Here is a 22479-nt window from a genome sequence, read left to right as displayed (position 1 = left end):
TAACTAATTGTCTCTTATGGTTTGACCAGAAATTCCATGACGGATTTGGCTGGGTTTCTTTTCCCCACCTAACGCACCGTCTACTAATAATAAGGTCTTATCGAATTGTTGATATAATTGTTCAGTATTTACGGCAGGTTTTGCCCCAGATACATTAGCACTGGTGGATATCAAAGGCTTGCCAAATAACTTACATAATTGACTTACAACAAGGTGGTGGCTTACCCGCACTGCAATTAAATCACTATCACCAGTAATCCATTTAGGTGCTTGTTTAGCAGCAGGTAATAACCATGTCACAGGACCCGGCCAGCTAGAAAATATTTCAGTGCGTTTATGCATAGGGATCTTTGCATCATCAACATAAGGTAATAACTGTGAATAGGTTTTGGCGACAAGGATCAAGCCTTTATCAACCGGTCGTTGTTTCAAAGCCAATACCTTATGCACAGCAGCTTCATTGTCTGGATCACATCCAAGTCCAAACACAGCCTCAGTTGGGTAAGCAATCAACGCCCCTAGCTTCAAGGTTTGAATGATAAACTCTGAGTCTTCAATTATTGATAGAAGTTTCATGTAATCCTAAATAAGCCTATTTAACTGAGATATATAATTCAGAGCGCAATACAAAGGAGGCCGGTATCGTGCGTTATTGTGGTTTAGGAATTTTATATTGACATTGTTTTTGTGGGCATAAAAGTTCAGTTACAGTGCTACCTTTCTTCTCTTGCATAATCGGCCAATGGCATTCTGGACATGGGTAATCAACAGGAGGAAAATTCAATAGATATTTACATTTAGGGTAATTATCACACGCATAAAATGACTTGCCAAACTTATTTGCACGCTTAGTGATATGTCCTTTTTTACATGAGGGGCAGCTTAGTTGCGTATCTTCGCTGTTGGAGTTCGACTCAATATAATCACATTCTGGAAAATCACTACAGCCTATAAACAGCCCAAAGCGACCCTTTTTAATGACTAACTGAGATTGGCATAACGGGCAGGAAGAACCCTCAATGGTTTTTATCTCGGCATTTTCGTATTCGTGTAGGGGTTTTGAAAAGTCACACTCTGGATAATGGCTACAACCAATGAAAGCACCCGTATTACCTCGTCTTACGTTTAATTTGGCGTTGCATTTTGGACAAGAACCGAAGGCTTGTTCAGACCCACTAGCTGAAAACAGAGAGTGATCAATCTTAGACATTTAATGAATCACTCTTACAGTTTATAGATAAGAAACAATCAGTGAAGTGGCCCTTCCGGCTCTTCAAACAATAAATCTTCCATCTGAGCATAAGCATTTTCTTTTCCTGGTACATTAAATAGCACCATCAAAACGACCCATTTCATGTCCTCTAGACAGAATTCTTTGGAGTCAATCTCCATCACTCTATCAATCACCATTTCTCGGGTAGATGCATCCAGTACATTAATTTGTTCGAGGAATATTAAAAAGCCACGACATTCGACATCCAAACGCATCTCTTCGTCTTGTGTGTACACACGTGTAACAAAGGAAGTAGGCCCTTTAGCTAAATAAGGTTTAATGTCAGTCTCTTGCAATGCGGCAAGTTTTTCTAACCAAGAAAGCGCTTTATAAATTTCGTCGTGATGAAAACCAGCTCTTACAAGCTCATCTGTCAACTCGTCTTGATCGACTCGTATTTCAGTTTCACTATGGATAAAGTTTTCAAATAAATACATGAGGATATCGAACATGTTACTTTTCCCCCAATTTAAGGTAACCGCCAGGAACAGCGATCACTAAGCCACGCAATTCATATTCTAATAATTGTGACATTACATCTGCTACTTTTATGCCGCTGCGCTGGGCCACTATATCTAATGGCGTTACTTCAAAATCTACACTATCTAACAATTTGTCTGATGCCAAGCTTTGTGACATGTTTTTTTCCGATTTATCCACTTTTTTGTTTCGGGAAGGTAAAATGAGATGTTGAAATTCCTCATTAATATCTTCTACACAGGTTACCAATTTTGCCCCCTGTTGAATCAAATGATGGCATCCAGCAGACATGGGGCTGTGAATATTTCCCGGAAGTGCAAATACTTCTCTGTTTTGCTCTAAAGCGCATCTTGCAGTAATTAACGAGCCACTCTTTATTGCAGCTTCAACGATAAGAGTACCCATAGACAAACCACTAATAATACGATTTCGTCTTGGAAAGTATTCTGGTCGTCCTGGCGTGTTAGGTGCAAATTCAGAAATAATCACACCATTACACTGCAAAATTCTCTCTGCTAACTTGATATGACGCCGGGGATACATTTTATCAATAGCCGTACCCAAAACAGCTATAGTTGTAAAATCTCCCAAAAGAGCGCCTTGATGGGACAGCCCGTCAATGCCAAGGGCTAAGCCACTCGTAATTGTCCAACCACATTCGCTTAAACGGCTAGCAAAAAATTTGGCATTTTCCTTGCCCTGTGGGCTTGGTGCTCTGCTTCCTACTATTGCAATTTGGGAGTTATTTAAATGTTGGGGATTGCCATAACCATAAATCAGTGGAGGGGGGCTTGAAATCTGCTTGAGTAAGTTTGGGTAACAAGGATGATCGAAGTGAAGTAAAAAACGGTTGTACGCTGTATTGAGCCACCGCAAACTAACGTCCAAAATACTCATGTCAGGATGCAGTATTACTTCAATTTGCTTGTGATTAAAACCCATTTCGGCTAGAGAATTTTTTGATTTAGTAAATAATTCAGGTAACCCAACATCGCACTTTTGCTTTAACTTTTTCAAGCTAGCGACCGAGAAATTTGGAATCTGAGTCAACTTCAACCAATTTTGAAGCTCGACACTTTCACTACTATCTAAATCAACATCCTGTTGCATAATTTTTCCCTAGATAGATAGCCCCTGCTAGGACTAGGGTTTAGCTACTATCATCCCTCTCTTTATGACTTTAGCTGATTTTGTAATAAGAGCATAACTTGCGGTATCAAAAGTTTTGAATATTACAACCTCCCCAACCTTTAAAGCGGGCTGAGAAATTTCATCACCTTGATTAAAGGCGCTACGGATCATCTCAGATTCGCCTTCATACTTGGGTTGCTTACCGTCAATTATTCTTGGTCCCTGACTATATATGCCCATTATCGTTCCTGCTGAAACTTTGTCAGAGCCAAGATCCAACACCACCACATTATATTTACCCAACAAGTTATGTTGCTCTAAGTCATCAATGATGTAACCCGTCTGATCTTGAGCGGCTACAAGCAAAACTTCATCCGGTTCAGTTGTCACTGCCGGAATGATTTTGTCGCCACGCTTAACCTCAAGTTTGGCTTCCAATATTTTAATCAGTGCTTGATTGTCTAAATCAGCATCTACTAGCTTGGCTTTGGCCAAATGACGTACCTGTAAACCTATAAAATTGCCGTCCATATCGAATAACTCATTTTGTTTTCTTACAATATTTAAGTTCTCTTTACTTCGACGGGCAGCCTTTCCAAGCACTAGGCTATCGGTGGCATAACGCACTGCTCCCTCGTGATCACCTAAAATATACGGATAACGATCATAAGCCTGTTGCGACATAATCATCTCGTTTTCAATATAGGGTTTGATAACTGACCATGGCAATGCAGGTATAGCATTTGGTACTTTGAGGGATTTACTCCCCTCTGGAGAAAGTTTTATTTCGGGCTTAGATGACTCTCTCACTACATCAAGTACAGTTTCACCTTTTTCATTCTTAACCAAACGTAACTCGTCACCGGGATAAATAAGATGGGGATTAGTGATATGTATATTGGTGCGCCAAAGCTCTGGCCATTGCCAAGGCTTATCTAAATACATATTAGATATATCCCACAAAGTATCACCTTTTTCTACCACATAAACTTCAGGAGCAGTGTCTTTCACTAAAATACTGTCTGCAAAGCTATATACTGGCATGAGTACCAACAGTATTAGCGACCTAATTAATTTATTGCTCGTCATTCTTATATACACCTTGATGCAGTGACTATTATGTTTTGGATCGATTTACGCTAGAATAGCGCAGCTTGAAACGTATTAAATAGTCAATTCTATTTGATCGTATAATAAATAATACACCAATACTAACTCTCTCACTGTAGCGTAAAGTTACTATTGGTTATATTAGTTCCTGAGTCCGAAACTCATTATAGTAGAATAATACAATGGCAATATTAGATGTATTGCGCTTTCCCGATGAGAGATTGCGCACAGTAGCAAAAAAAATTGAAAATGTTGATAAATCCATTACCGCGTTGATCAGCGATATGTTCGACACTATGCGTGAAGAAAACGGTATTGGTTTAGCAGCAACACAAGTTAATGTGCATAAGCGCTTGGTGGTAATGGATGTGTCTGAAAATCAAGATGATCCTATGGTTTTCATCAACCCTGAAATCACCCATAAAGAAGGTAAAACTGTCAGCGAAGAGGGGTGTTTATCTGTACCGAATAATTATGCACAGGTGGAACGAGCTGAAAAAATCACTGTTTCTGCACTAGATAAATCAGGCGAAACTTTCACTTTGGATGCAGATGGTTTATTGGCTATATGTATTCAACATGAGTTAGATCATTTAAAAGGCAAATTATTTGTGGATTATTTATCGCCACTTAAACGCCAGAGAATTAAAACCAAGTTAGAAAAAGAAACCCGACTTGCGGCAAGGGACTAAAACACAATTGAATAAACCGCTAAAAATAGTATTTGCTGGGACGCCTGAGTTTGCGGTATTACATTTGCAAGCTCTGATTGACTCAGAACACGATGTCATTGCCGTTTATAGTCAACCAGACCGTCCAGCTGGCAGGGGTAAAAAGTTACAAGCTAGTGTAGTAAAACAACTGGCGGTTGAGCATTCAATCCCAGTTTTTCAACCGCAATCGTTGAAAACTACAGATGAACTACTGGCTTTAGCTAAATTAGATGCAGACATCATGATAGTGGTTGCTTATGGTTTGATTCTACCAACGGCTATATTAAACACCCCCAAATTGGGTTGTCTCAATGTACATGGTTCTTTATTGCCTAAATGGCGAGGTGCAGCTCCTATCCAACGATCATTATGGGCGGGGGACAGCGAGACTGGCGTGACTATTATGCAAATGGACCAAGGATTAGATACAGGTGCTATGTTATTTAAGTATTCACTCGCCATTTCCGAAGAAGATACCAGCGCTACCTTGTATCAAAAGCTCGCCGAAATAGGCCCTAAGGCCCTACTTGAAACTTTGGCCACACTTGCTGAAATACAACCACAAATCCAAGATGATAAACTCGCCAGTTACGCAAAAAAACTTTCAAAAGAAGAAGCTCAAATTGATTGGCATTTATCAGCCGAGCAACTTGAAAGAAATATCCGCGCTTTTAATCCTTGGCCAGTGGCATTTTTCACCCTTAATGACACGAATATAAAAGTGTATTCATCTGTTGTGATTAAATGCGAAAACCCTGATATTCCTGCGGGACAAATTGTTAAGTCAGATAAACAAGGAATTTTAGTGGCAACAGGCAATGATTGTTTACTCATCACTAAGCTGCAACTTCCTGGAAAGAAACCAATGTTAGCCGCCGATGTGTTAAACGGCAGAGCCGATTGGTTCTCAATAGGTAACTCTCTAATATGAACTATTTTTCATGAAGTCTTTCAATTTACGTGCAGATGCCGCTAAAGTGCTGCATCAAATTTTAGAAGAAGGCCAATCCGCAAGGGAATGTCTGCCTCTTGCCCAGTTACCCCATAAAGAACAAGACAAAGCTTGGCTACAAGAAATGGTTTACGGTGTATTGCGCAATTTACCTATTTTGCAGTTTTGGCTGCGACAGTTGCTCGATAAACCATTAAAAAACCGCTACAAGATTGTTGAACAATTGATCATGTTAGGGTTTTATCAATTGTCTTTTAGCCGAGTCAGTCAACATGCTGCGGTGTCTGAAACAGTGGCGGCTTGTCAGCCACTTAATACCCTAGCCATGAAAGGATTAGTTAATGCCATTTTACGTACATTTATAAGAGAAGAAATGTCCGAGCAAGCAGCGCCAAATAAACAAATAGCTTCAGGTTTACCCAAATGGTTATATAAGAAACTTGAGGCCGAATATCAAGATGATTTTATTGATTTACTGGCCAATATGCAGGTTAAGGCGCCAATTTGGCTTAGAGTTAACACTCGAAAAATTTCTCGAGTACATTTTGTAGAAGCACTAGAAAATGCCAATATCGAGTTTAAAATTTCTCCCGATCACTCTGAAGCCTTAATACTATCAAAAGGTTATGACGTAACTAGCTTACCTGGCTTTGATGAAGGGTGGTTTGCAGTGCAAGATGGAGCGGCGCAACTGGCAGCTTATTACCTTAAGCCCGCACAAGGTGAATCTATATTAGATTGCTGCGCAGCGCCTGGAGGTAAAACTTGTCATCTACTTGAATACCAACCCAAAATAGCAAAAATTGTTGCTTTGGAAATAAATGAAAAACGGGCTTCAAGAATAGAAGAGAATTTGATCAGACTAGGGCACAACGCCGATATTATAATTGGAGACGCAAGTACGCCCGAGAAATGGTGGGATGGGCAACTATTCGACCGTGTATTGCTTGATGCGCCTTGCTCTGCTACTGGTATTATTCGTCGGCACCCTGATATAAAGTGGTTACGTAAAACCAAAGATATTGATGTTCTAGTAAACCTACAAAAACAAATATTGGATGCCATATGGCCCCTTGTTAAACCGGGAGGAACTATGCTTTATGCTACTTGTTCTGTTTTGCCCGAAGAAAATCATTTACAAATAAGTGATTTTTTATCACGTACCCCTAACGCATTGTTAGATAATACTTTTTACAACGATACTGATGAAAGACCAGGCAAACAGATTATGCCAGGAGAGCAACAAATGGATGGTTTCTATTATGCCAGACTGCTAAAGTCTTAAAGCGTTTTGAGGAAAACTCTTCGGGTCGCTATCCAAATAAATGACTTCAGTCTCGGCTGACATATGAAAGACCAACACGCCCTAATAATAAGGTTTAAAGACCACTAATGAAAATAATTATCCTTGGCGCAGGTCAAGTTGGTGCCACTTTAGCTGAAAACTTGGTCGGTGAAAAAAATGAAATCACCGTCATTGATTCAGATCCAGATACCCTAAGGCATCTACAAGACAGATTGGATTTGCAAGTTGTACTAGGCATGGGCTCACATCCAGATGTGCTAAAAAAAGCAGGGGCAGAAGATGCCGACATGCTAATTGCAGTCACCAACAGTGATGAAAGTAACATGATGGCTTGTCAGGTTGCTTATAGCCTATTCAAAACACCAACAAAAATTGCCCGGGTTCGCTCCGAACAGTACATCATTTATCAAGAGCAATTGTTTAAGCATCAAGACGTACCGGTTGATCATCTTATTGCCCCAGAACAACTAGTTACCAAGGCCATAAAACGCCTGATAGATTATCCAGGTGCATTACAAGTAGTTGAATTTGCCGATGGCAAAGCCAGTCTAGTAGCGGTTAAAGCCTATTACGGCGGTTTATTGGTCGGTCATGCCCTTTCAACCCTAAAAGAACATATCCCTAACGTTGAAACACGTGTGGCAGCTATTTATAGGCGAGGCAAGCCTATTCGTCCCCTTGGCACGACCATCATTGAAGCTGATGACGAAGTGTTTTTTATTGCAGCGACTAAACACATTCGTGCAGTTATGAGTGAACTGCAAAAGTTAGAGTCTAGCTACAAGCGGATTATGATTGCAGGGGGAGGATTAATTGGAGCTGGTCTAGCCAAAATGCTAGAGCACAATCACAATGTAAAATTAATTGAGTTCAACCCAGAAAGAGCTAAATATCTGTCTGCACACTTAGATAAAACCATTGTCTTTGCTGGTGACGCTTCAGATCATGAGTTATTAACTGAAGAAAATGTCGAACAAGTTGACGCTTTTATCGCCGTCACTAACGATGACGAAGCTAACATAATGTCAGCTATGTTAGCCAAACGGCTTGGTGCCCAAAAGGCCATGGTACTGATCCAACGTGGGGCCTATGTGGATTTAGTCCAAGGTGGCGAAATTGATATTGCTTTCTCTCCACAACAGGCGACCATCTCTGCACTTCTCACTCATATAAGACGAGGAGATATAGTAAACGTTTACTCACTTAGAAGAGGGGCTGCAGAAGCCATTGAAGCCATCGCCCATGGAGATCGAAACACATCTAAGGTAGTTGGACGCGAAATCCGCGAAATAAAACTTCCTCCCGGCACCACCATAGGTGCCATAGTCCGCAGCGAAGAAGTGATCATTGCCCACGGAGACACAAAAATTGAAGCCAACGACCACGTTATTCTTTTTTTAGTTGATAAGAAGTTTGTTAGTCACGTAGAGAAACTATTTCAACCCAGTGCATTCTTTTTTGGCTAACAATCAATATTTACTTTGCGCTTGCAGCTGTATAAAACCACACCAATTCGTACGAATTTAAATCATTTAGTGCAAAATCATAGCTTTTCAAGGCTATGATCTTGTACTACATTAAATAATTTACATAACAGTGAAATTCAGTCTAAATGTAATATTGAACTTTTAGGGATGAAAGCTATGAACCGATACATTTTCAATAACGTTGCAAAAACATATATTAGCCCCCTCTCATACAAGCATCTTTTGTACACTTTTGGCATATTTTGCTCGGTTGTAATATCTTCCTTTTCTTTTGCTCAGCAAGAAGATTCAGAAGAAGAGGCACTGGCTCGCATGCAAGCTCAACTTAATCAAGAAGTTATGTCTAAACCCTTTTTGGCAGAGAAGCCCAAAGAGGTGGATGCTTATATTAAAAATATGCTGGCTAAAAACGTTACCCCACCCGAGTACTCAGGGGCTCATTGGCGAGCTGGGTATACTTGTCGAGACTTACTTCGCTATAACTGGACACAATATCGTAACTGCCGTTATTACCATCGATATCACGGTCGGTATTATTACTGACAGGGTGTTTTTTCGCTGTTGCGATAAAATACAAAAATATAACCCATAAAAAATGGAAAACATCATGACTCAAAGGATATACCAACTTAAGATTACTGTGATTGCTGTCACCGCGCTTATTTTATCTGGTTGTGCGGCGCTTCATACATCAATCGCAAAAAAGGACTTAGATGTCCAAACTAAACTCAGCACCTCTATTTTTGTAGATCCTGTCCCTCCTGAAAAAAGAAAAATTTAGCTAGAAGTTCGTTCAGCTGTGCAAGAGTTCGATCGCAATGCTTTTAGAACAGCGCTTAGCGAGCAAATCACGAGTAGTGGTAATGGTTATTCTCTGGTCGATAGCCCTACAGATGCGCAATATAGTATGAGTGTGTTTGTTCGTAATTTAGAAAAAGCATCACCATCAGCTGCGAGTAACTATTTAAAGAATGGCTTTGAAGGTGTCTCTACTGGTGCAGCTCTTAGTTATGCAACGTGAGGGGGTTATCGAAATGCAGCAGCCGGGGGAATTATTGGTGGCTTAGTATCAACAACAGCCAATGCAATCGTTAAAGACGTAACTTTTTTATTAGTCGCAGATATACAGATAAAAGAAAAAGCAGCTAAAGGTGTAATCGTGCGTAAAGACTCAAAAATTAACGCTAAAATTTCAGATGACGGGGCTTCTACGCAGACCATGTCAGAGGTAAGTAACCGTAAGGAATATCGTACTCGAGTCGTCACAACGGCTAATAAAGCCAATTTAGAACTCGAAGAAGCTCAACCTCTTATGTTTACTAAAACGGCCTACGCAATGGCGTCGTTTTTCTAACCACATAAAAAGGGCATAAAAAAACAGCACTTAGTTGCTTTTTTTTATGCCCTTTAATATCAGAATAAATCATTAACTCCGCCAAAAAGTAGGTGAAAATAGCACTAATAATGAAAACACTTCTAATCTACCGAAGAGCATAGCTATTATTAACAACCACTTTCCGCTATCAGACACATCAGCGTAGGTAGCAGCCACTTCCCCTAAACCAGGTCCCAAATTATTGAGAGTTGCTGCCGTTGCGCTAAAGGCTGTTACGTCGTCCATTCCTGTAGCGATTAAGCCAACCATAATAATCACAAAAATCATGGCATAGGCTGAAAAGAACCCCCACACTGCTTCGACAACTCTGTCCGGTAAAGCTCTTTCACCTAATTTCACAGAGTAAACCGCTTTAGGGTGGATTAACCGGTCAACTTCCCTTTTGCCTTGTAAATATAACAAAAATACTCGAATAACTTTTAGGCCGCCCCCGGTCGAGCCTGCACATCCACCAATAAAGCTTGAGAAAATTAGCATGATAGGCAAAAACACAGGCCAATTAGAGAAATCGGTAGTGGTGAAACCAGCTGTTGTACTGATAGAAACAGATTGAATCAAGGCCTGGTCAAAAGCTATTCCCGCATTGGAAAACCAACTAAATTGAATTAACACAATAAAACAAATTAGCACCAAACTAATTTGAATGATAAAAAAGGCTTTTAGCTCAGGATCATAAAAGTAGCCTTTTAAAGAACGTCCACTAGCCGCAGCGTAATGCAAGGCAAAGTTCAATGCCGCAATCCATAGAAATACGACACAAACTATATTCACGCCCACACTGTTAAAATGGCCTAAACTAGCATCATAGTTACTAAACCCACCGATAGCGATGGTTGAAAATGCATGACAAATGGCATCAAACCAATTCATGCCCACAACCCAAAAAGCTAAGGCGCAAACCATGGTAAGAGATAAGTAGATATACCAGAGGTGCTTCGCTGTATCAGCTATTCTAGGTGTCATCTTAGAATCTTTTACTGGGCCTGGCGTTTCTGCCCGATATAACTGCATGCCACCCACACCTAAAATAGGTAAGATTGCCACTGCAAGCACAATGATCCCCATCCCTCCCAGCCATTGTAGTTGCTGGCGATAATACTGAATTGCCTTAGGCAAATAATCGATACCTTCAATAACGGTAGCCCCCGTTGTTGTCAGGCCAGAGAAAGACTCAAAAAAGGCGTCTGAAGTAGACATTTGTGGCTGTTCTAACAACAAAAATGGTAATGCAGCAAAACTGGCCAGAACTGTCCAGAATAGCACTACAATTAAGAACCCTTCCTTGGCTCTTAAATCATTCCTATAACTTCTATTGGGATACCAAATGGTTAACCCCGTAATTAAACATAAAATAAATGCCAATAAAAATGGAAGACCACTGCCATCTGCATATATGACGGACACAATTGCTGGAGGGATCATAGTGACACTGAATAAAGCAACAAGAAGTCCTAATATCCGAATAATAGTACGATATTGCATGGCTCAGTTTTGACCCAAAAGAGAACGGTCACTTAACACGACTGCCAAGTTGAGAGATAAGAAGTTTAATTTTGAGTAAATCATTTAATTCACTATTTTTTTGTCATTATTGTTTGCTAAAAACCAAAGCCTGATTCAAAAACTGACTTTTTAATTACGTTCACGTATTTCAATCAATAAGATAACAGAAAGATCGATGCCATCGAAAATATTTCGACAAAAGCGAACAACAATTCTTGTTTGATAAAAATAAAAACCTACAATTTGGTTTGCAAGCGCTTACAAACTATAATTCACATCAATTTTTTGTTGGATTTTTGATGAAACATGCTTACAGAATAGGTAAATCAAGGCTTATAATTTTTTATCAATATTTATCCATAAATGTAACTGAAATAATTTAAAAATGTTCTTTTCTAGTGCTCAACATGTGTGTATCTTCTACGCTGGTTTTAAAGTTACTATAGTTAACGTTAAAATCTTATCCACAAAACACTTATCATAAAGCGTTTCTTTGTTGAGTTTTTTTATTCACTATAAATATATGTTTATTAAGATTTTTTTATTACTCCTAAGTATTTATAATTAGCAATAAATGAATTTTCTAATACATTATCTACATAGTTATCCACAGATTTCCTTCTGGATTAATGATAAATACCTGCACTTATGACATTCTCGCAAATTGACAATCTTCTAAAATAAAAATATGGGCTCCTATTATGGCATCTGAAGCAAAATCACCCTCCAACCCTCTAGTATTAGTAGATGGTTCATCTTATTTATTCAGAGCTTACCACGTACCTTATCTACAAGCGTTATCCACCTCTTATGGCCAATCTACAGGTGCTATTACGGGTGTGTTGAATATGATAAAGAGTCTACAAAAGGACTATCCGAGTGGAAATATAGTGGTGGTATTTGATGCCAAAGGGAAAACCTTTCGCAACGAGATGTATGCAGAATATAAAGCCAATCGCCCACCAATGCCAGACGATCTTCGAACACAAATTGCACCTTTACATGATATTATCCAAGCAATGGGACTACCGTTGTTGGTTATTGAAGGTGTAGAAGCGGATGATGTGATTGGTACACTGGCTAACCAAGCATCTAAACTAGGAATGGAAACCGTCATTTCTACCGGCGATAAAGATATGGCGCAACTTGTTACACCTCATGTTCGGTTAATCAATACCATGACAAATGTCGAGATGGACGAAGCGGGTGTAGAAGAAAAATTTGCTGTAAGACCCGATCAAATAATCGACTATTTAGCTCTGATGGGTGACAAAGTAGATAATATTCCTGGTGTCGACAAGTGTGGACCTAAAACAGCAGCTAAGTGGCTGGCTGAACACGGCACTCTTAAACAAGTAATGGCCAACGCCGACAATGTAAAAGGGAAAGTTGGCGAACATTTGCGTAACGCACTTAGTCACCTTCCGTTATCGTACGAATTGGCCACGATCAGATTGGACGTGGATTTGCCCGAAAACGTACAAGACATTAAAGCAACTGCAGTCGATTTTGATAAATTAATTACTTTGAGTACCCAGTTTGAATTGAAACGTTTGTTGACAGAAACCCAACAAAAAGTAAAGCAAACAGCTACAGTGGAAAATACTGCATCAAAAGAGCCGAACGAACAAGTATCTGCATCTGGCAATTACCACACAATCTTAACCCAAAATGACTTTGATATTTGGTTAGACAAACTAAGAACTGCTGATTTATTTGCGTTTGATACCGAAACGACCAGCTTAAATTATATGGATGCCGAATTGGTAGGCGTATCATTTTCTGTGTCCGCAGGCGAAGCGGCTTACTTACCTGTTGCTCATGATTATTTGGATGCACCAGACCAATTAGACCGAGCTCAAGTATTAGCGTCACTTAAACCACTTCTAGAAAACCCTGCAATCAAAAAAGTAGGACAACATCTTAAGTATGATAAAAACGTGCTGGCCAATTACGATATCAATTTACAAGGCATCGCGTTCGATACAATGCTTGAATCTTACGTGTTGAATAGTGTTGCCACCCGTCACGATATGGATAGTTTGGCAGAAACCTACCTGGGTCAAACAACTATTCACTTTGAAGATGTTGCCGGAAAAGGCGCTAAACAAATAACCTTTAATCAAATTCCACTGGATAAAGCAACTCCTTATGCGGCCGAAGATGCAGACATAACGTTACAGTTACACAAGGTTCTTTGGCAAAAATTAAGTGAAGAAAAAGACTTAGTGAATGTTTTTAAGCAAATAGAACTACCACTATCCCCAGTGTTAGCAAAAATGGAACAATTCGGCGTACTCATCGATAGCCAAAAGCTTGCGCAACAAAGCCAAGACTTAGCAGTACGTATTTTAGAATTGGAAAAAGAGGTTCATGAACTAGCTGGTGAAGAGTTTAATTTAGGCTCACCGAAACAATTGCAGGAAATCCTCTATAATAAAATGGATTTACCCGTTCTAAAGAAAACCCCAAAAGGCGCCCCCTCAACTGCTGAAGAAGTTTTACAGGAATTAGCCATCAATTACCCACTGCCCAAATTGTTGATGGAATACCGAGGTTTGAGTAAGTTAAAAAATACATATACAGATAAACTTCCAAAGATGATAAATGCTCGAACAGGCAGGGTACACACCTCTTATCATCAAGCGATTACGGCAACAGGTCGATTGTCATCTACAGAGCCCAATCTACAAAACATTCCTATTCGAACTGAAGAAGGACGACGAATTAGACAAGCGTTCATAGCCAGAGAAGGTTATAAAATTGTTGCCGCTGATTATTCACAAATTGAATTACGGATTATGGCACATTTATCAAACGACAAGGGCTTATTGAATGCATTTGCTACTGGACAAGATATCCATACTGCAACGGCTTCAGAAGTGTTCGATACCCCACTTAAAGAGGTCAGTATTGAACAACGTAGAAATGCTAAAGCCATCAACTTTGGTTTAATCTACGGTATGTCTGCATTTGGTTTATCCAAACAACTCAATATCTCCCGTTACGATGCACAAAAATATATGGATTTGTATTTTGAACGTTATCCATCGGTATTAACTTATATGGAAGACACGCGACAGGTTGCCAAAGAGAAAGGTTATGTTTCGACTGTTTTTGGTAGGCGTTTATACTTACCCGAAATTAATGCCAGTAATGGTATGCGCAGAAAAGGCGCAGAACGCGCGGCGATAAATGCACCTATGCAAGGAACGGCAGCTGACATCATCAAAAAAGCTATGTTAGCGGTGGATGACTGGATTGAAACGTTACCTATTGATGATGTGCGTATGATCATGCAAGTGCATGACGAACTGGTTTTTGAAATTAAAGAACATAAGTTAACCGAATATAAAAACAAAATTATTTCGCTAATGGAGCAAGCGGTGCAGCTCGATGTCCCACTCATTGTTGAAGCAGGGGTTGGAGAAAACTGGGATGAAGCCCACTAAGCTTATCTATACCCATATCACCTCAAAATGTGTGATTCAGAACGACTGGGGCGCTTCAATTTAAGGCGCGTCAATGACTGAATGTTGGCCACCTTCTGAATTGACTCAACGAAGAAGTGGAGTGCCCCAGTCGTTCCCTTCGGTCGGGTTTTAAAGCGATTTATTCTGCGTTGGCCATTTTTGACTTAGATTACTAAGCCTACAAATAGCCGCCTCGACTAAACCGCTTTAGACTCCCGCTGAATCCGACATTTTGAGGTGGTATGAGTATATTATTCAATCGAGCGCTTAAATTACAAAACAAACTTGGCTTAAAGGTACTTTTTGAATAAACTCTGTGCGTAGAGGTCAGATATTTCTAACCGTTGCTTAAACCTCGGTCAATGCCGGTTTTTTTTATCTCAAAAAAATAAAATTATTTTGAACTTTATGTTTTTGCTAGGCTCTTATTTATAGTTTATGTGTGTCTCTATGTGTTTTACCCCATTTTTTAATGGGTTTTTTTTTGCCTAAAATAATGAAAGAAAAAACTATTTTGAAATATTGGATTGTTTATCATTCAGTTTTTATATATTTCGTCTTTGCTTTGTCCTAAAAATTTGTTTTGACCGTTTATAAATTAAATAATATTCTTTTCATAGCCATACCAGCCATCTAGCTTTAATTGCAAATTTTCCAGTCCAATGCCACTCAGGGACGAAAAAACATCAACAGTTACATCCCCACAAAAAGCCAGCGCCGCTTCTCGGGCCATCATTAGCTGATTTTTACGTTTACCAGATTTAAATTTGTCAGCTTTAGTGAGAAGCGCAAGTACAGGTAAATCTGCAGCGACTGCCCAATGTATTAAGTCTTGATCTAAGTCTTTAAAGGGGTGACGAATGTCCATCAATACTACTAGTCCTTTAATGCTCTCTCTTTTTTGTAAATATTCACCCAAAGATTTTTGCCATTTCTTTTTTATAGCTATGGGTACTTTTGCATACCCATAGCCCGGCAGGTCTATTAACCGCCGGTTTCCATCTAGCTGAAACACATTGATCAATTGTGTCCGACCCGGCGTTTTGCTAGTTCGTGCCAACCCTTTTTGCCGAGTTAATTTGTTTAACGCGCTGGACTTGCCGGCATTTGAACGACCGGCAAAAGCAATTTCTATACCTTCGTCTGGTCCTAGGTGCGTAATATCAGGGGCGCTGATACTAAACTTTGCTTGACTATAATGACTCACACTTACTCCTGAAAACTCTACAAAACTGTTTTTATCATAATTCTGATCATTATATCAGGGAAAAGGAGAATCACTGTGCTCTTTAAAATCAGATAAAAACACAACTTATTAAATGATTTTATTTTACTGTCGGCGTAAATGTGTAAAATACTCAGTCAATGATTTAAGAATAGGCAGCTAATTAAATGCTTAATGAGATAAAGATGAAAAAAATAGGTCTGCTAGTCTGTTTGTTTATGGGCTTAAGTGTCAATGCGGCTGAACAAGGTAATGCTGAAAACGGTAAGGTGAAATCTGTTACTTGTGGCGCATGCCATGGCGCAGATGGAAATAGTGCAATACCAATGAACCCGAAACTTGCTGGGCAACATGCACAATATTTAGTTAAACAATTAACAGAATTTAAATTAGCCAGCACAACAGGTGGAAAAGAAGGCAGAAATAATGCGGTAATGAATGGCATGTCAGCTGCGTTATCGGAACAAGACATTCTTGATTTGGCCGCATATTTTTCAAGTCAAAAGGCAACACCAGGCGAATCTTCACAAGATGCTGTCGTACAAGGTAACAAACTATATGTTGGTGGAGATTTAAAACGAGGTATAACAGCATGTATTGCCTGTCATGGCCCAAAAGGCAATGGCACTAGCCTTTCTGGTTTTCCCGACATAAGTGGTCAACATTCAGATTATATAGCCACTCAGCTAAAATCTTTTCGTTCTGGTGAAAGAGCCAATTCTTTAAATGGCATGATGGCTGACATTGCTAAAAGATTAACTGACGAAGACATTCAAGTGATTTCAAACTACGTTGCTGGCCTTCATTAGTTAAGTATTTTCGCAACTAATAGCCAATTTGTTATTAGTTGCGTTTTTATATTTCAGAAAAAGTTCACTTATTTTATATCTCAATTGTAAATAAGTTGTAAATTTTTGTTAATCCTGTATTCTCCTGAGCTAATAAGATCAAAAAGGAATTACAAGCATATTGCTTGTCAGGGAAGTAGCAACACAACATGAGTTGTTTTGCATTCTAAATCCCCAATGGGGAAAGCATGGACGGAACATAAAGTATCAGGACGATCAATAACAATAAAATAATCTTCGAAAAAATTAATAATAAGTGAAGATAAAATGGATATTAGTTGTTCAGGAAGAACAGATATTGGGTGAAGTGTCTGCTGACACTCTGATCTACGAAAAAGCGATAGTTGAACTATCGCTTTTTTTCTATCAAAAATTTACTATAAACACGCTATCAATACGTATTGACCTTTTATAAGGCGTGCATATTTTCCTCAAAGTAATTAATAATAAAGAAGACACTATTTAGTATCCAAATAAAAGTCTTCAATCTCAAAGCATATGAAAGATCAACAGGCCCTAGTAAATTAAGGTAGAATCATGCCCATTATTAAGCCCTACACAGGTGATTTATGGCTAGGCAAAAAAAATCTCGAAAAGTTGGTAAAATAGGCATCTCGAAAACCCCTTCAAACGTACGTAAACCGACTGAAAAACGAAGCAAAAAACATCTTGGGAAACCTGCAGGAAGTCGTAACAACGAAGCCCAAACAGTTAATCAAGATTCCAAAAAAATCAATAAAGATCCAAGACATGGAAGTAAAAAACCTGTTAGCTTAATTGCAGAAACAAAAGCACAAAAATCAGCAGCAAAAACAGTTAAATACTTTTCTCCGAATCAGGAACTTGCCGCAATCGAACAAGATCCCCGTTTAGCTACCCTGTTGGATAAAATTGACCTCGGCAAAAAAATTGCCAGAGAAGACCAGCACTACGTAAATCAAACATTAGCAAGACATAAGGTACTATGTGAAATGCTTGGACTTACAGAAGAGTCTGAGAAACCTATAAAATCATCTGAGCAACAAACAGATCTTTATTCCCAGTTTGAATCTATCAATATTAATGATTTTAAAGATTAACGAATAGAATTATGAATATAGCTTTTTTCCTTGTTGCACTATCTATTATTGCCGGTCTTGCTTTTTATGCCGGTTCTCTAATGTGTAAACTAAGAACACAGCAGCAACTACGCAATCAAAAAACGCAACAAAGAATCGACAACATTTCTGAAAGTATTCAAACCATTGCTAAAGCTTTGGAACAGCAACAATGTAATTTGTCAGAGGGCTGCATAAGGCTGTTTCATCTTCTAGAAGCTTTACCCGTAAAAGATAAACCTGATTTTTCTCAGCAGTTTACGGGGCTTTACTCTCTCTACGAACAAGTGAAAGACTTTCCAACTCATAACGTTAGAAAATCACAAAGTAAAAGAGAAACTAAACAACAAGACTTACAAAGAGAAGAATTAGAATCCCAGTTGGAATCTCAAATTCTGAAAGATATCTCAGTGTTAAAGACCTTTGCTGTTTAATCTATCTTTTAAATGAAACAGGCCCTTATCACTTAACAACTAAAGTGCTACTTTCATGACAAAAACAGTCAGTTGTATGCTCGTTAAACATACCGACAGCTTGTATAAAAGCATAACAACTTGTTGTGCCTAAAAATGAAAGCCCCTGCTTCTTAAGATCTCTTGCCATGCTGTCGGATTGTGTAGTTGAAGTAGGCACATCATCTTTTGTAGACCAAGTATTGATGATAGTTTTACCGTCAACAAAGGCCCAAATATAATCACTAAAAGCTATACCGGTCGCCTCTATACGTAAATATGCCTATAGCGCGTCAACTATCTTGACCGGTCAGCGGCAATTATCTTGACCAGTTGCCACCGTTTTATTTCCCTTCTTTCATAGCTGTTTTTCTGCGATAACTTTCTCCTGTTAATTGAATGATGTGAGCATGATGAACTAGTCTGTCTATAGCGGCGACGGTCATGGTGGTATCTGTAAATAGCTCGTCCCAGTCTTCGAACGATTGATTTGAGGTTATGATCAAGCTATGTCTTTCATAGCGATGTGCAATCAGTTCAAACAGCACGTTGGTTTCTTGTTCGGTCTTTTTAACGTAACCAATGTCGTCAATGATAAGCGCTGGGTATTTATCAAGTTTGTTGAGTGCATCTTGTAATTTGAGTGACTGTTTGGCTTCTTGTAGCTGTTGGACTAATGCGCTGGCTGAGTAGAATTTCACACGGGTACCCGCTTCAATCAGGCTGTACCCTAAGCTACTCGCCAGATGTGTTTTACCTACGCCACTGGCTCCGAACAACAATAAATTAGCACCCTTTCTTACCCAGTCGTGATTGTCCGCAAGCTCGTACATTCTCGCTTTGTTAAGGCCTTCAATGGCCGTGAAGTCGAAGCCACCTAAGTGCTTGCCAGACGGCAGCAGCGATTCTTTTATGTAGCGCATTTGACGTTTGTCAGTGCGACTGGCCAGTTCAATATGGCATAGTTCACTGAGATACTGTTCGGGTCGCCATTGGTCGTGCAAGGCTTTATCAGCAATAGCTTCCCACTGCTCTGTAACGGCACTTAAACGTAGTTGTTTGAGCATTAAAGGCAATGAAGCCGTTGCACTATTCATGACGACCGCCTTGCAGTAACGACTGGTATTGCGACAACTGATGCTGCATCACATTTACCTGTGGGATGTCCTTAGGCTTCGCGCCAAAGCGCTCCTGGCAATCAAATAAGCTCGGTAATCGACTGATATTGAGTTGGTTAGTTATGAAGCGACCTAAGCGCATTTCATTATCCAACTTGCTGCCCAGATGTAATATTCTGACCATGTAACGGCTGGCATCATCTGCCTTCATGGTAGCCTCAACGTACTGCCAGATGGTGCGGTAATCCTCATTAGGCAACAACTCATCACGCCATTGTGAGCATCTAAAAGCCCTTGGCTTTTTCACGAGTGCGTCGATTACGTGTTTGTAATTGACGCTGCGTTTGCGTGTTGCACCTGACGCATAAACGCGCTCTAAGCGATAGGTCAGTTCGTGGCCTAAGAACAAGTCTAAGTGGTCATCATAGACATGCACCTTTACCTGACTGTCCACTAATCGAGAGGGCACCGTGTACATGACACGTTTCACATTGATGGTACTGGTGCGCGTCACTCGCACGTATTCTTGTGAGTAATTGACGCTCTTATGCACAGGTAAGTCTTGTAATTGTCGCTGCTCTTGCGCGAACTTAGCGGCAATGCGTTTATTGCGCCGACTGGTGACGCTTTGAACGAAGGACTCATATTCTACCCGGCAATTAAAATCGAATGAGCCTCGCACTTTAAGGGCTTGCTCAACCTGAGATTTAATATGGCGATTACTTGATTCAATCGCGCCATTCTCATGCGCTACGCCGGTATTATTGCGCGTTGCAATAAACCCATAGTGCGCGATCAACTCTTGATAACTGGCGGTAAAATCCTCAACGGAACTGTTGTTTTTATACGCGGCACTTAAGCTATCTGTACGCACTTCCTGAGGCACACCTTCGCTTTTAGCAAACGCATTTTGTAAGCCATCGGAGAAGGCAGCAAAGCTTTCTCCACCATAAATAACGTGTGAGTACACCCAACCGCTGGCGGGCAAACGATAATTAAACAGCATGTGTTTAAACGTCTTACCATCAATGGTTACGGGACTCTTGATGTGGGTAAAATCACATATCCCGAGCTTTCCAGGTTCATGGTGCTGCATAAACATCACGTCTTGAGCAGGACCATGTAAATGTCGCCACTTGCGGATACGCCGCTCAAGTGTTCGTCTGGATGATGAACTGAATTTATCGGAATGGGCATCGCATAAGTGGTCGAAGACACCAACAGGGCTTATGTTTGCATCTTGCTTTAATAGCGGTAAAACAACTGTATCCCATATTGATTCAAGCGGATCTACTCTGGTTCGCCACCCTCGTTTATTCTTTTTAGGTTGGTGTCGATTACCTTCAATACGACCGGCAGTGCTGACGGAAATGCTAGATTTACTCGCTGCGACTTCCTGTGTGAAATTCTCTCGTAACTTCATATATAACCTGATTTGTCTTTCTGTAATGTGATTACCCGACACTGAATTCCCTCCGAATTTCAGTATCGAACCTTAACAGAACGACCGGTCAAGATGGTTGCCGCTAGCTGGTCAAGTTAATTGTCGCTTAATAATATGCCTGAGCGTTTTTTATAATAGAACGGATTTTTAAACGGTTGCGGACTATCCCGGAATTTTGCATCAACCGCTCATCATCTTTTTCGGTAAAGGTTGAAATTTTCACAGGGTCAAAATTATAAAAGGCCACTTCATAATTGGCTTGTTTCTTTAATATGGTGATCCAGCTTAGTCCAGCTTGTTGACCATCAAGGAAGAGTTTTGCAAACAATTCTTGGCTATCTAGTCAGCTTTACCCCACTCTTTGTCATGGTATTTTTGATAACACTCATCTTTACTTACCCAACTACAGCGTGTTTTTGGATTTTAAGTCCACTTCCCCGCCGAAATGCTGTTTTAATCACCTTTTAGCCTACATAGAGTCAGCCACAAAAGGTATACTTGCCGGCGTTTTTTTAAATTTAATTATAGGGCAAGCCCTAGTGTGGCAGAGGAAATGCTAGAACATATGCAAAAGTTTGATTGTAAGACATTTCAGGGATTAATTTTAGCGCTGCAAGATTATTGGGCGCGTCAAGGATGTGTGATTATTCAACCTCTAGATATGGAAGTAGGTGCTGGTACATTTCATCCTATGACTTTCCTAAGATCCATAGGCCCGGAGCCCATCAGTAGTGCTTATGTGCAACCTTGTCGGCGTCCTACCGATGGCCGATATGGTGAAAATCCTAATCGTCTGCAACAATACTATCAGTTTCAGGTCATGCTTAAGCCCTCACCTGAGAATATTCAGGAGTTGTATTTGGGTTCGTTAAAAGAACTTGGTTTTGATCTTCTAGTTCATGATATTCGGTTTGTTGAAGATAATTGGGAATCACCTACTTTAGGTGCTTGGGGTCTAGGCTGGGAAGTTTGGCTGAATGGTATGGAAGTCACTCAATTTACCTACTTTCAACAAGTGGGTGGTATTGAATGTTCACCTATTACAGGGGAAATAACTTATGGGTTAGAACGCCTGGCAATGTATATCCAGGGTGTAGACAGCATATACGACCTAGTGTGGACCAATGGGCCAATGGGAACTGTCACTTATGGTGATGTTTTTCACCAAAACGAAGTCGAACAATCATCTTATAACTTTGAGCACGCCGATGTAGACGCTTTATTTGCCACTTTTGACCAGTGCGAAAAAGACAGTGAAAAACTGATTGCGGCTAATTTGCCCTTACCCGCTTATGAACAAGTAATGAAAGCTTCTCATGCGTTTAACCTTTTAGATGCCAGGCATGCTATTTCTGTAACAGAGCGCCAGCGTTATATTTTAAGAGTAAGAACCCTTTCAAAGGCCTGCGCAAAAGTGTATTACGAAGCGCGGGAAGCACTTGGCTTTCCAATGTGTAATAAGGAGAAGTAG

At 39.9% G+C, this 22479-nt stretch carries 20 protein-coding genes and 2 pseudogenes; 11 read left to right on the top strand and 11 right to left on the bottom strand.

The annotated features are described in order from the left end of the window. Positions 1-3: 3 nt before the first annotated feature. The 5 genes from CXF95_RS16020 to CXF95_RS16000 form a co-directional block, all read right to left on the bottom strand. The gene (locus CXF95_RS16020) at positions 4-576 is read right to left on the bottom strand and encodes a Sua5/YciO/YrdC/YwlC family protein (protein WP_101199628.1); all 573 of its coding nucleotides are present in this window, start codon (positions 574-576) and stop codon (positions 4-6) included. A gap of 73 nt (positions 577-649) precedes the next feature. After that, the gene (locus tag CXF95_RS16015; RefSeq protein WP_101199627.1) at positions 650-1210 is read right to left on the bottom strand and encodes a type I DNA topoisomerase; all 561 of its coding nucleotides are present in this window, start codon (positions 1208-1210) and stop codon (positions 650-652) included. Between the two features lie 38 nt (positions 1211-1248). Next, entirely contained in the window at positions 1249-1725 is a 477-nt protein-coding gene (locus tag CXF95_RS16010) for a DUF494 family protein (protein WP_101199626.1), read from the bottom strand. A 1-nt stretch (position 1726) separates the two neighbouring features. Next, positions 1727-2863 carry a DNA-processing protein DprA gene (dprA, locus tag CXF95_RS16005; protein WP_101199625.1) on the bottom strand — a complete coding sequence of 379 codons (1137 nt, stop codon included), beginning with the start codon at positions 2861-2863 and terminating at the stop codon, positions 1727-1729. A 33-nt stretch (positions 2864-2896) separates the two neighbouring features. Next, positions 2897-3928, bottom strand: coding sequence for a LysM peptidoglycan-binding domain-containing protein (locus CXF95_RS16000; RefSeq protein ID WP_232787880.1), 1032 nt, complete (start codon positions 3926-3928; stop codon positions 2897-2899). 248 nt (positions 3929-4176) lie between these two features. On the opposite strand from CXF95_RS16000, the gene def reads away from it, so the two are divergent. The 6 genes and pseudogenes from def (at position 4177) to CXF95_RS15970 (ending at position 9806) form a co-directional block, all read left to right on the top strand. Next, positions 4177-4686 carry a peptide deformylase gene (gene def / locus CXF95_RS15995; RefSeq protein WP_101199623.1) on the top strand — a complete coding sequence of 170 codons (510 nt, stop codon included), beginning with the start codon at positions 4177-4179 and terminating at the stop codon, positions 4684-4686. A 7-nt stretch (positions 4687-4693) separates the two neighbouring features. Beyond that, positions 4694-5638, top strand: coding sequence for a methionyl-tRNA formyltransferase (fmt, locus tag CXF95_RS15990; protein WP_101200086.1), 945 nt, complete (start codon positions 4694-4696; stop codon positions 5636-5638). 10 nt (positions 5639-5648) lie between these two features. Next, positions 5649-6944 (top strand): 16S rRNA (cytosine(967)-C(5))-methyltransferase RsmB, encoded by a 1296-nt coding sequence (gene rsmB, locus CXF95_RS15985; RefSeq protein ID WP_101199622.1) that lies wholly within the window; start codon positions 5649-5651, stop codon positions 6942-6944. Positions 6945-7051: 107 nt separating this feature from the next. Continuing rightward, positions 7052-8431: a Trk system potassium transporter TrkA gene (gene trkA / locus CXF95_RS15980; protein WP_101199621.1), complete on the top strand. Its 1380-nt coding sequence runs from the start codon at positions 7052-7054 to the stop codon at positions 8429-8431. A 258-nt stretch (positions 8432-8689) separates the two neighbouring features. Continuing rightward, positions 8690-8995, top strand: coding sequence for a hypothetical protein (locus CXF95_RS30750; protein ID WP_369809324.1), 306 nt, complete (start codon positions 8690-8692; stop codon positions 8993-8995). Positions 8996-9059: 64 nt separating this feature from the next. Then, positions 9060-9806, top strand: a pseudogene (locus tag CXF95_RS15970) (complement resistance protein TraT). A gap of 72 nt (positions 9807-9878) precedes the next feature. Here the strand turns inward: CXF95_RS15970 and CXF95_RS15965 are convergent. Then, positions 9879-11330 carry a TrkH family potassium uptake protein gene (locus CXF95_RS15965; RefSeq protein ID WP_101199620.1) on the bottom strand — a complete coding sequence of 484 codons (1452 nt, stop codon included), beginning with the start codon at positions 11328-11330 and terminating at the stop codon, positions 9879-9881. Between the two features lie 722 nt (positions 11331-12052). Here CXF95_RS15965 and polA point away from each other — a divergent pair. Then, positions 12053-14803 (top strand): DNA polymerase I, encoded by a 2751-nt coding sequence (polA, locus tag CXF95_RS15960; protein ID WP_101199619.1) that lies wholly within the window; start codon positions 12053-12055, stop codon positions 14801-14803. A 619-nt stretch (positions 14804-15422) separates the two neighbouring features. Here the strand turns inward: polA and yihA are convergent. Then, positions 15423-16031, bottom strand: coding sequence for a ribosome biogenesis GTP-binding protein YihA/YsxC (gene yihA, locus CXF95_RS15955; RefSeq protein ID WP_101199618.1), 609 nt, complete (start codon positions 16029-16031; stop codon positions 15423-15425). A gap of 203 nt (positions 16032-16234) precedes the next feature. Between yihA and CXF95_RS15950 the strand changes: the two genes are divergently transcribed. The 3 genes from CXF95_RS15950 to CXF95_RS15940 all read left to right on the top strand — a co-directional run bounded on the left by CXF95_RS15950 (position 16235) and on the right by CXF95_RS15940 (position 18428). Then, positions 16235-16858 carry a cytochrome c gene (locus tag CXF95_RS15950; protein WP_101199617.1) on the top strand — a complete coding sequence of 208 codons (624 nt, stop codon included), beginning with the start codon at positions 16235-16237 and terminating at the stop codon, positions 16856-16858. A 608-nt stretch (positions 16859-17466) separates the two neighbouring features. After that, positions 17467-17976 carry a Der GTPase-activating protein YihI gene (gene yihI / locus CXF95_RS15945; protein ID WP_101199616.1) on the top strand — a complete coding sequence of 170 codons (510 nt, stop codon included), beginning with the start codon at positions 17467-17469 and terminating at the stop codon, positions 17974-17976. Between the two features lie 11 nt (positions 17977-17987). Further along, entirely contained in the window at positions 17988-18428 is a 441-nt protein-coding gene (locus CXF95_RS15940) for a DUF2489 domain-containing protein (RefSeq protein WP_101199615.1), read from the top strand. A gap of 28 nt (positions 18429-18456) precedes the next feature. Here CXF95_RS15940 and CXF95_RS15935 read toward each other — a convergent pair whose 3' ends face one another. From CXF95_RS15935 to CXF95_RS15920, 4 genes and pseudogenes are all read right to left on the bottom strand, one after another. Then, positions 18457-18717 (bottom strand): DNA-3-methyladenine glycosylase I, encoded by a 261-nt coding sequence (locus tag CXF95_RS15935; protein WP_101199614.1) that lies wholly within the window; start codon positions 18715-18717, stop codon positions 18457-18459. Between the two features lie 73 nt (positions 18718-18790). Then, the gene (istB, locus tag CXF95_RS15930) at positions 18791-19543 is read right to left on the bottom strand and encodes an IS21-like element helper ATPase IstB (protein WP_101197899.1); all 753 of its coding nucleotides are present in this window, start codon (positions 19541-19543) and stop codon (positions 18791-18793) included. Continuing rightward, the gene (gene istA / locus CXF95_RS15925) at positions 19536-21029 is read right to left on the bottom strand and encodes an IS21 family transposase (protein ID WP_101197900.1); all 1494 of its coding nucleotides are present in this window, start codon (positions 21027-21029) and stop codon (positions 19536-19538) included. Before istA ends, istB begins: the two co-directional genes overlap by 8 nt. A gap of 91 nt (positions 21030-21120) precedes the next feature. Continuing rightward, positions 21121-21422: pseudogene (locus tag CXF95_RS15920) on the bottom strand (DNA-3-methyladenine glycosylase I); the annotation flags it as partial. A gap of 151 nt (positions 21423-21573) precedes the next feature. On the opposite strand from CXF95_RS15920, the gene glyQ reads away from it, so the two are divergent. Beyond that, positions 21574-22479: a glycine--tRNA ligase subunit alpha gene (gene glyQ / locus CXF95_RS15915; protein WP_101199612.1), complete on the top strand. Its 906-nt coding sequence runs from the start codon at positions 21574-21576 to the stop codon at positions 22477-22479.

The sequence above is a fragment of the Paraglaciecola sp. MB-3u-78 genome (genome assembly GCF_002835935.1).
Lineage (GTDB): Bacteria > Pseudomonadota > Gammaproteobacteria > Enterobacterales > Alteromonadaceae > Paraglaciecola.
Note: the sequence above shows the minus strand (reverse complement) of the source record. Positions and strands in the feature narration are given on the sequence as shown.

Coding starts and splice junctions, on each gene's coding strand:
- CXF95_RS16020 (WP_101199628.1), bottom strand. CDS start 576: ATGAAACTTCTATCAATAATTGAAGACTCAGAGTTTATCATTCAAACC.
- CXF95_RS16015 (WP_101199627.1), bottom strand. CDS start 1,210: ATGTCTAAGATTGATCACTCTCTGTTTTCAGCTAGTGGGTCTGAACAA.
- CXF95_RS16010 (WP_101199626.1), bottom strand. CDS start 1,725: ATGTTCGATATCCTCATGTATTTATTTGAAAACTTTATCCATAGTGAA.
- dprA (WP_101199625.1), bottom strand. CDS start 2,863: ATGCAACAGGATGTTGATTTAGATAGTAGTGAAAGTGTCGAGCTTCAA.
- CXF95_RS16000 (WP_232787880.1), bottom strand. CDS start 3,928: ATGCCAGTATATAGCTTTGCAGACAGTATTTTAGTGAAAGACACTGCT.
- def (WP_101199623.1), top strand. CDS start 4,177: ATGGCAATATTAGATGTATTGCGCTTTCCCGATGAGAGATTGCGCACA.
- rsmB (WP_101199622.1), top strand. CDS start 5,649: ATGAAGTCTTTCAATTTACGTGCAGATGCCGCTAAAGTGCTGCATCAA.
- trkA (WP_101199621.1), top strand. CDS start 7,052: ATGAAAATAATTATCCTTGGCGCAGGTCAAGTTGGTGCCACTTTAGCT.
- CXF95_RS15965 (WP_101199620.1), bottom strand. CDS start 11,330: ATGCAATATCGTACTATTATTCGGATATTAGGACTTCTTGTTGCTTTA.
- polA (WP_101199619.1), top strand. CDS start 12,053: ATGGCATCTGAAGCAAAATCACCCTCCAACCCTCTAGTATTAGTAGAT.
- CXF95_RS15950 (WP_101199617.1), top strand. CDS start 16,235: ATGAAAAAAATAGGTCTGCTAGTCTGTTTGTTTATGGGCTTAAGTGTC.
- yihI (WP_101199616.1), top strand. CDS start 17,467: ATGGCTAGGCAAAAAAAATCTCGAAAAGTTGGTAAAATAGGCATCTCG.
- CXF95_RS15940 (WP_101199615.1), top strand. CDS start 17,988: ATGAATATAGCTTTTTTCCTTGTTGCACTATCTATTATTGCCGGTCTT.
- istB (WP_101197899.1), bottom strand. CDS start 19,543: ATGAATAGTGCAACGGCTTCATTGCCTTTAATGCTCAAACAACTACGT.
- glyQ (WP_101199612.1), top strand. CDS start 21,574: ATGCAAAAGTTTGATTGTAAGACATTTCAGGGATTAATTTTAGCGCTG.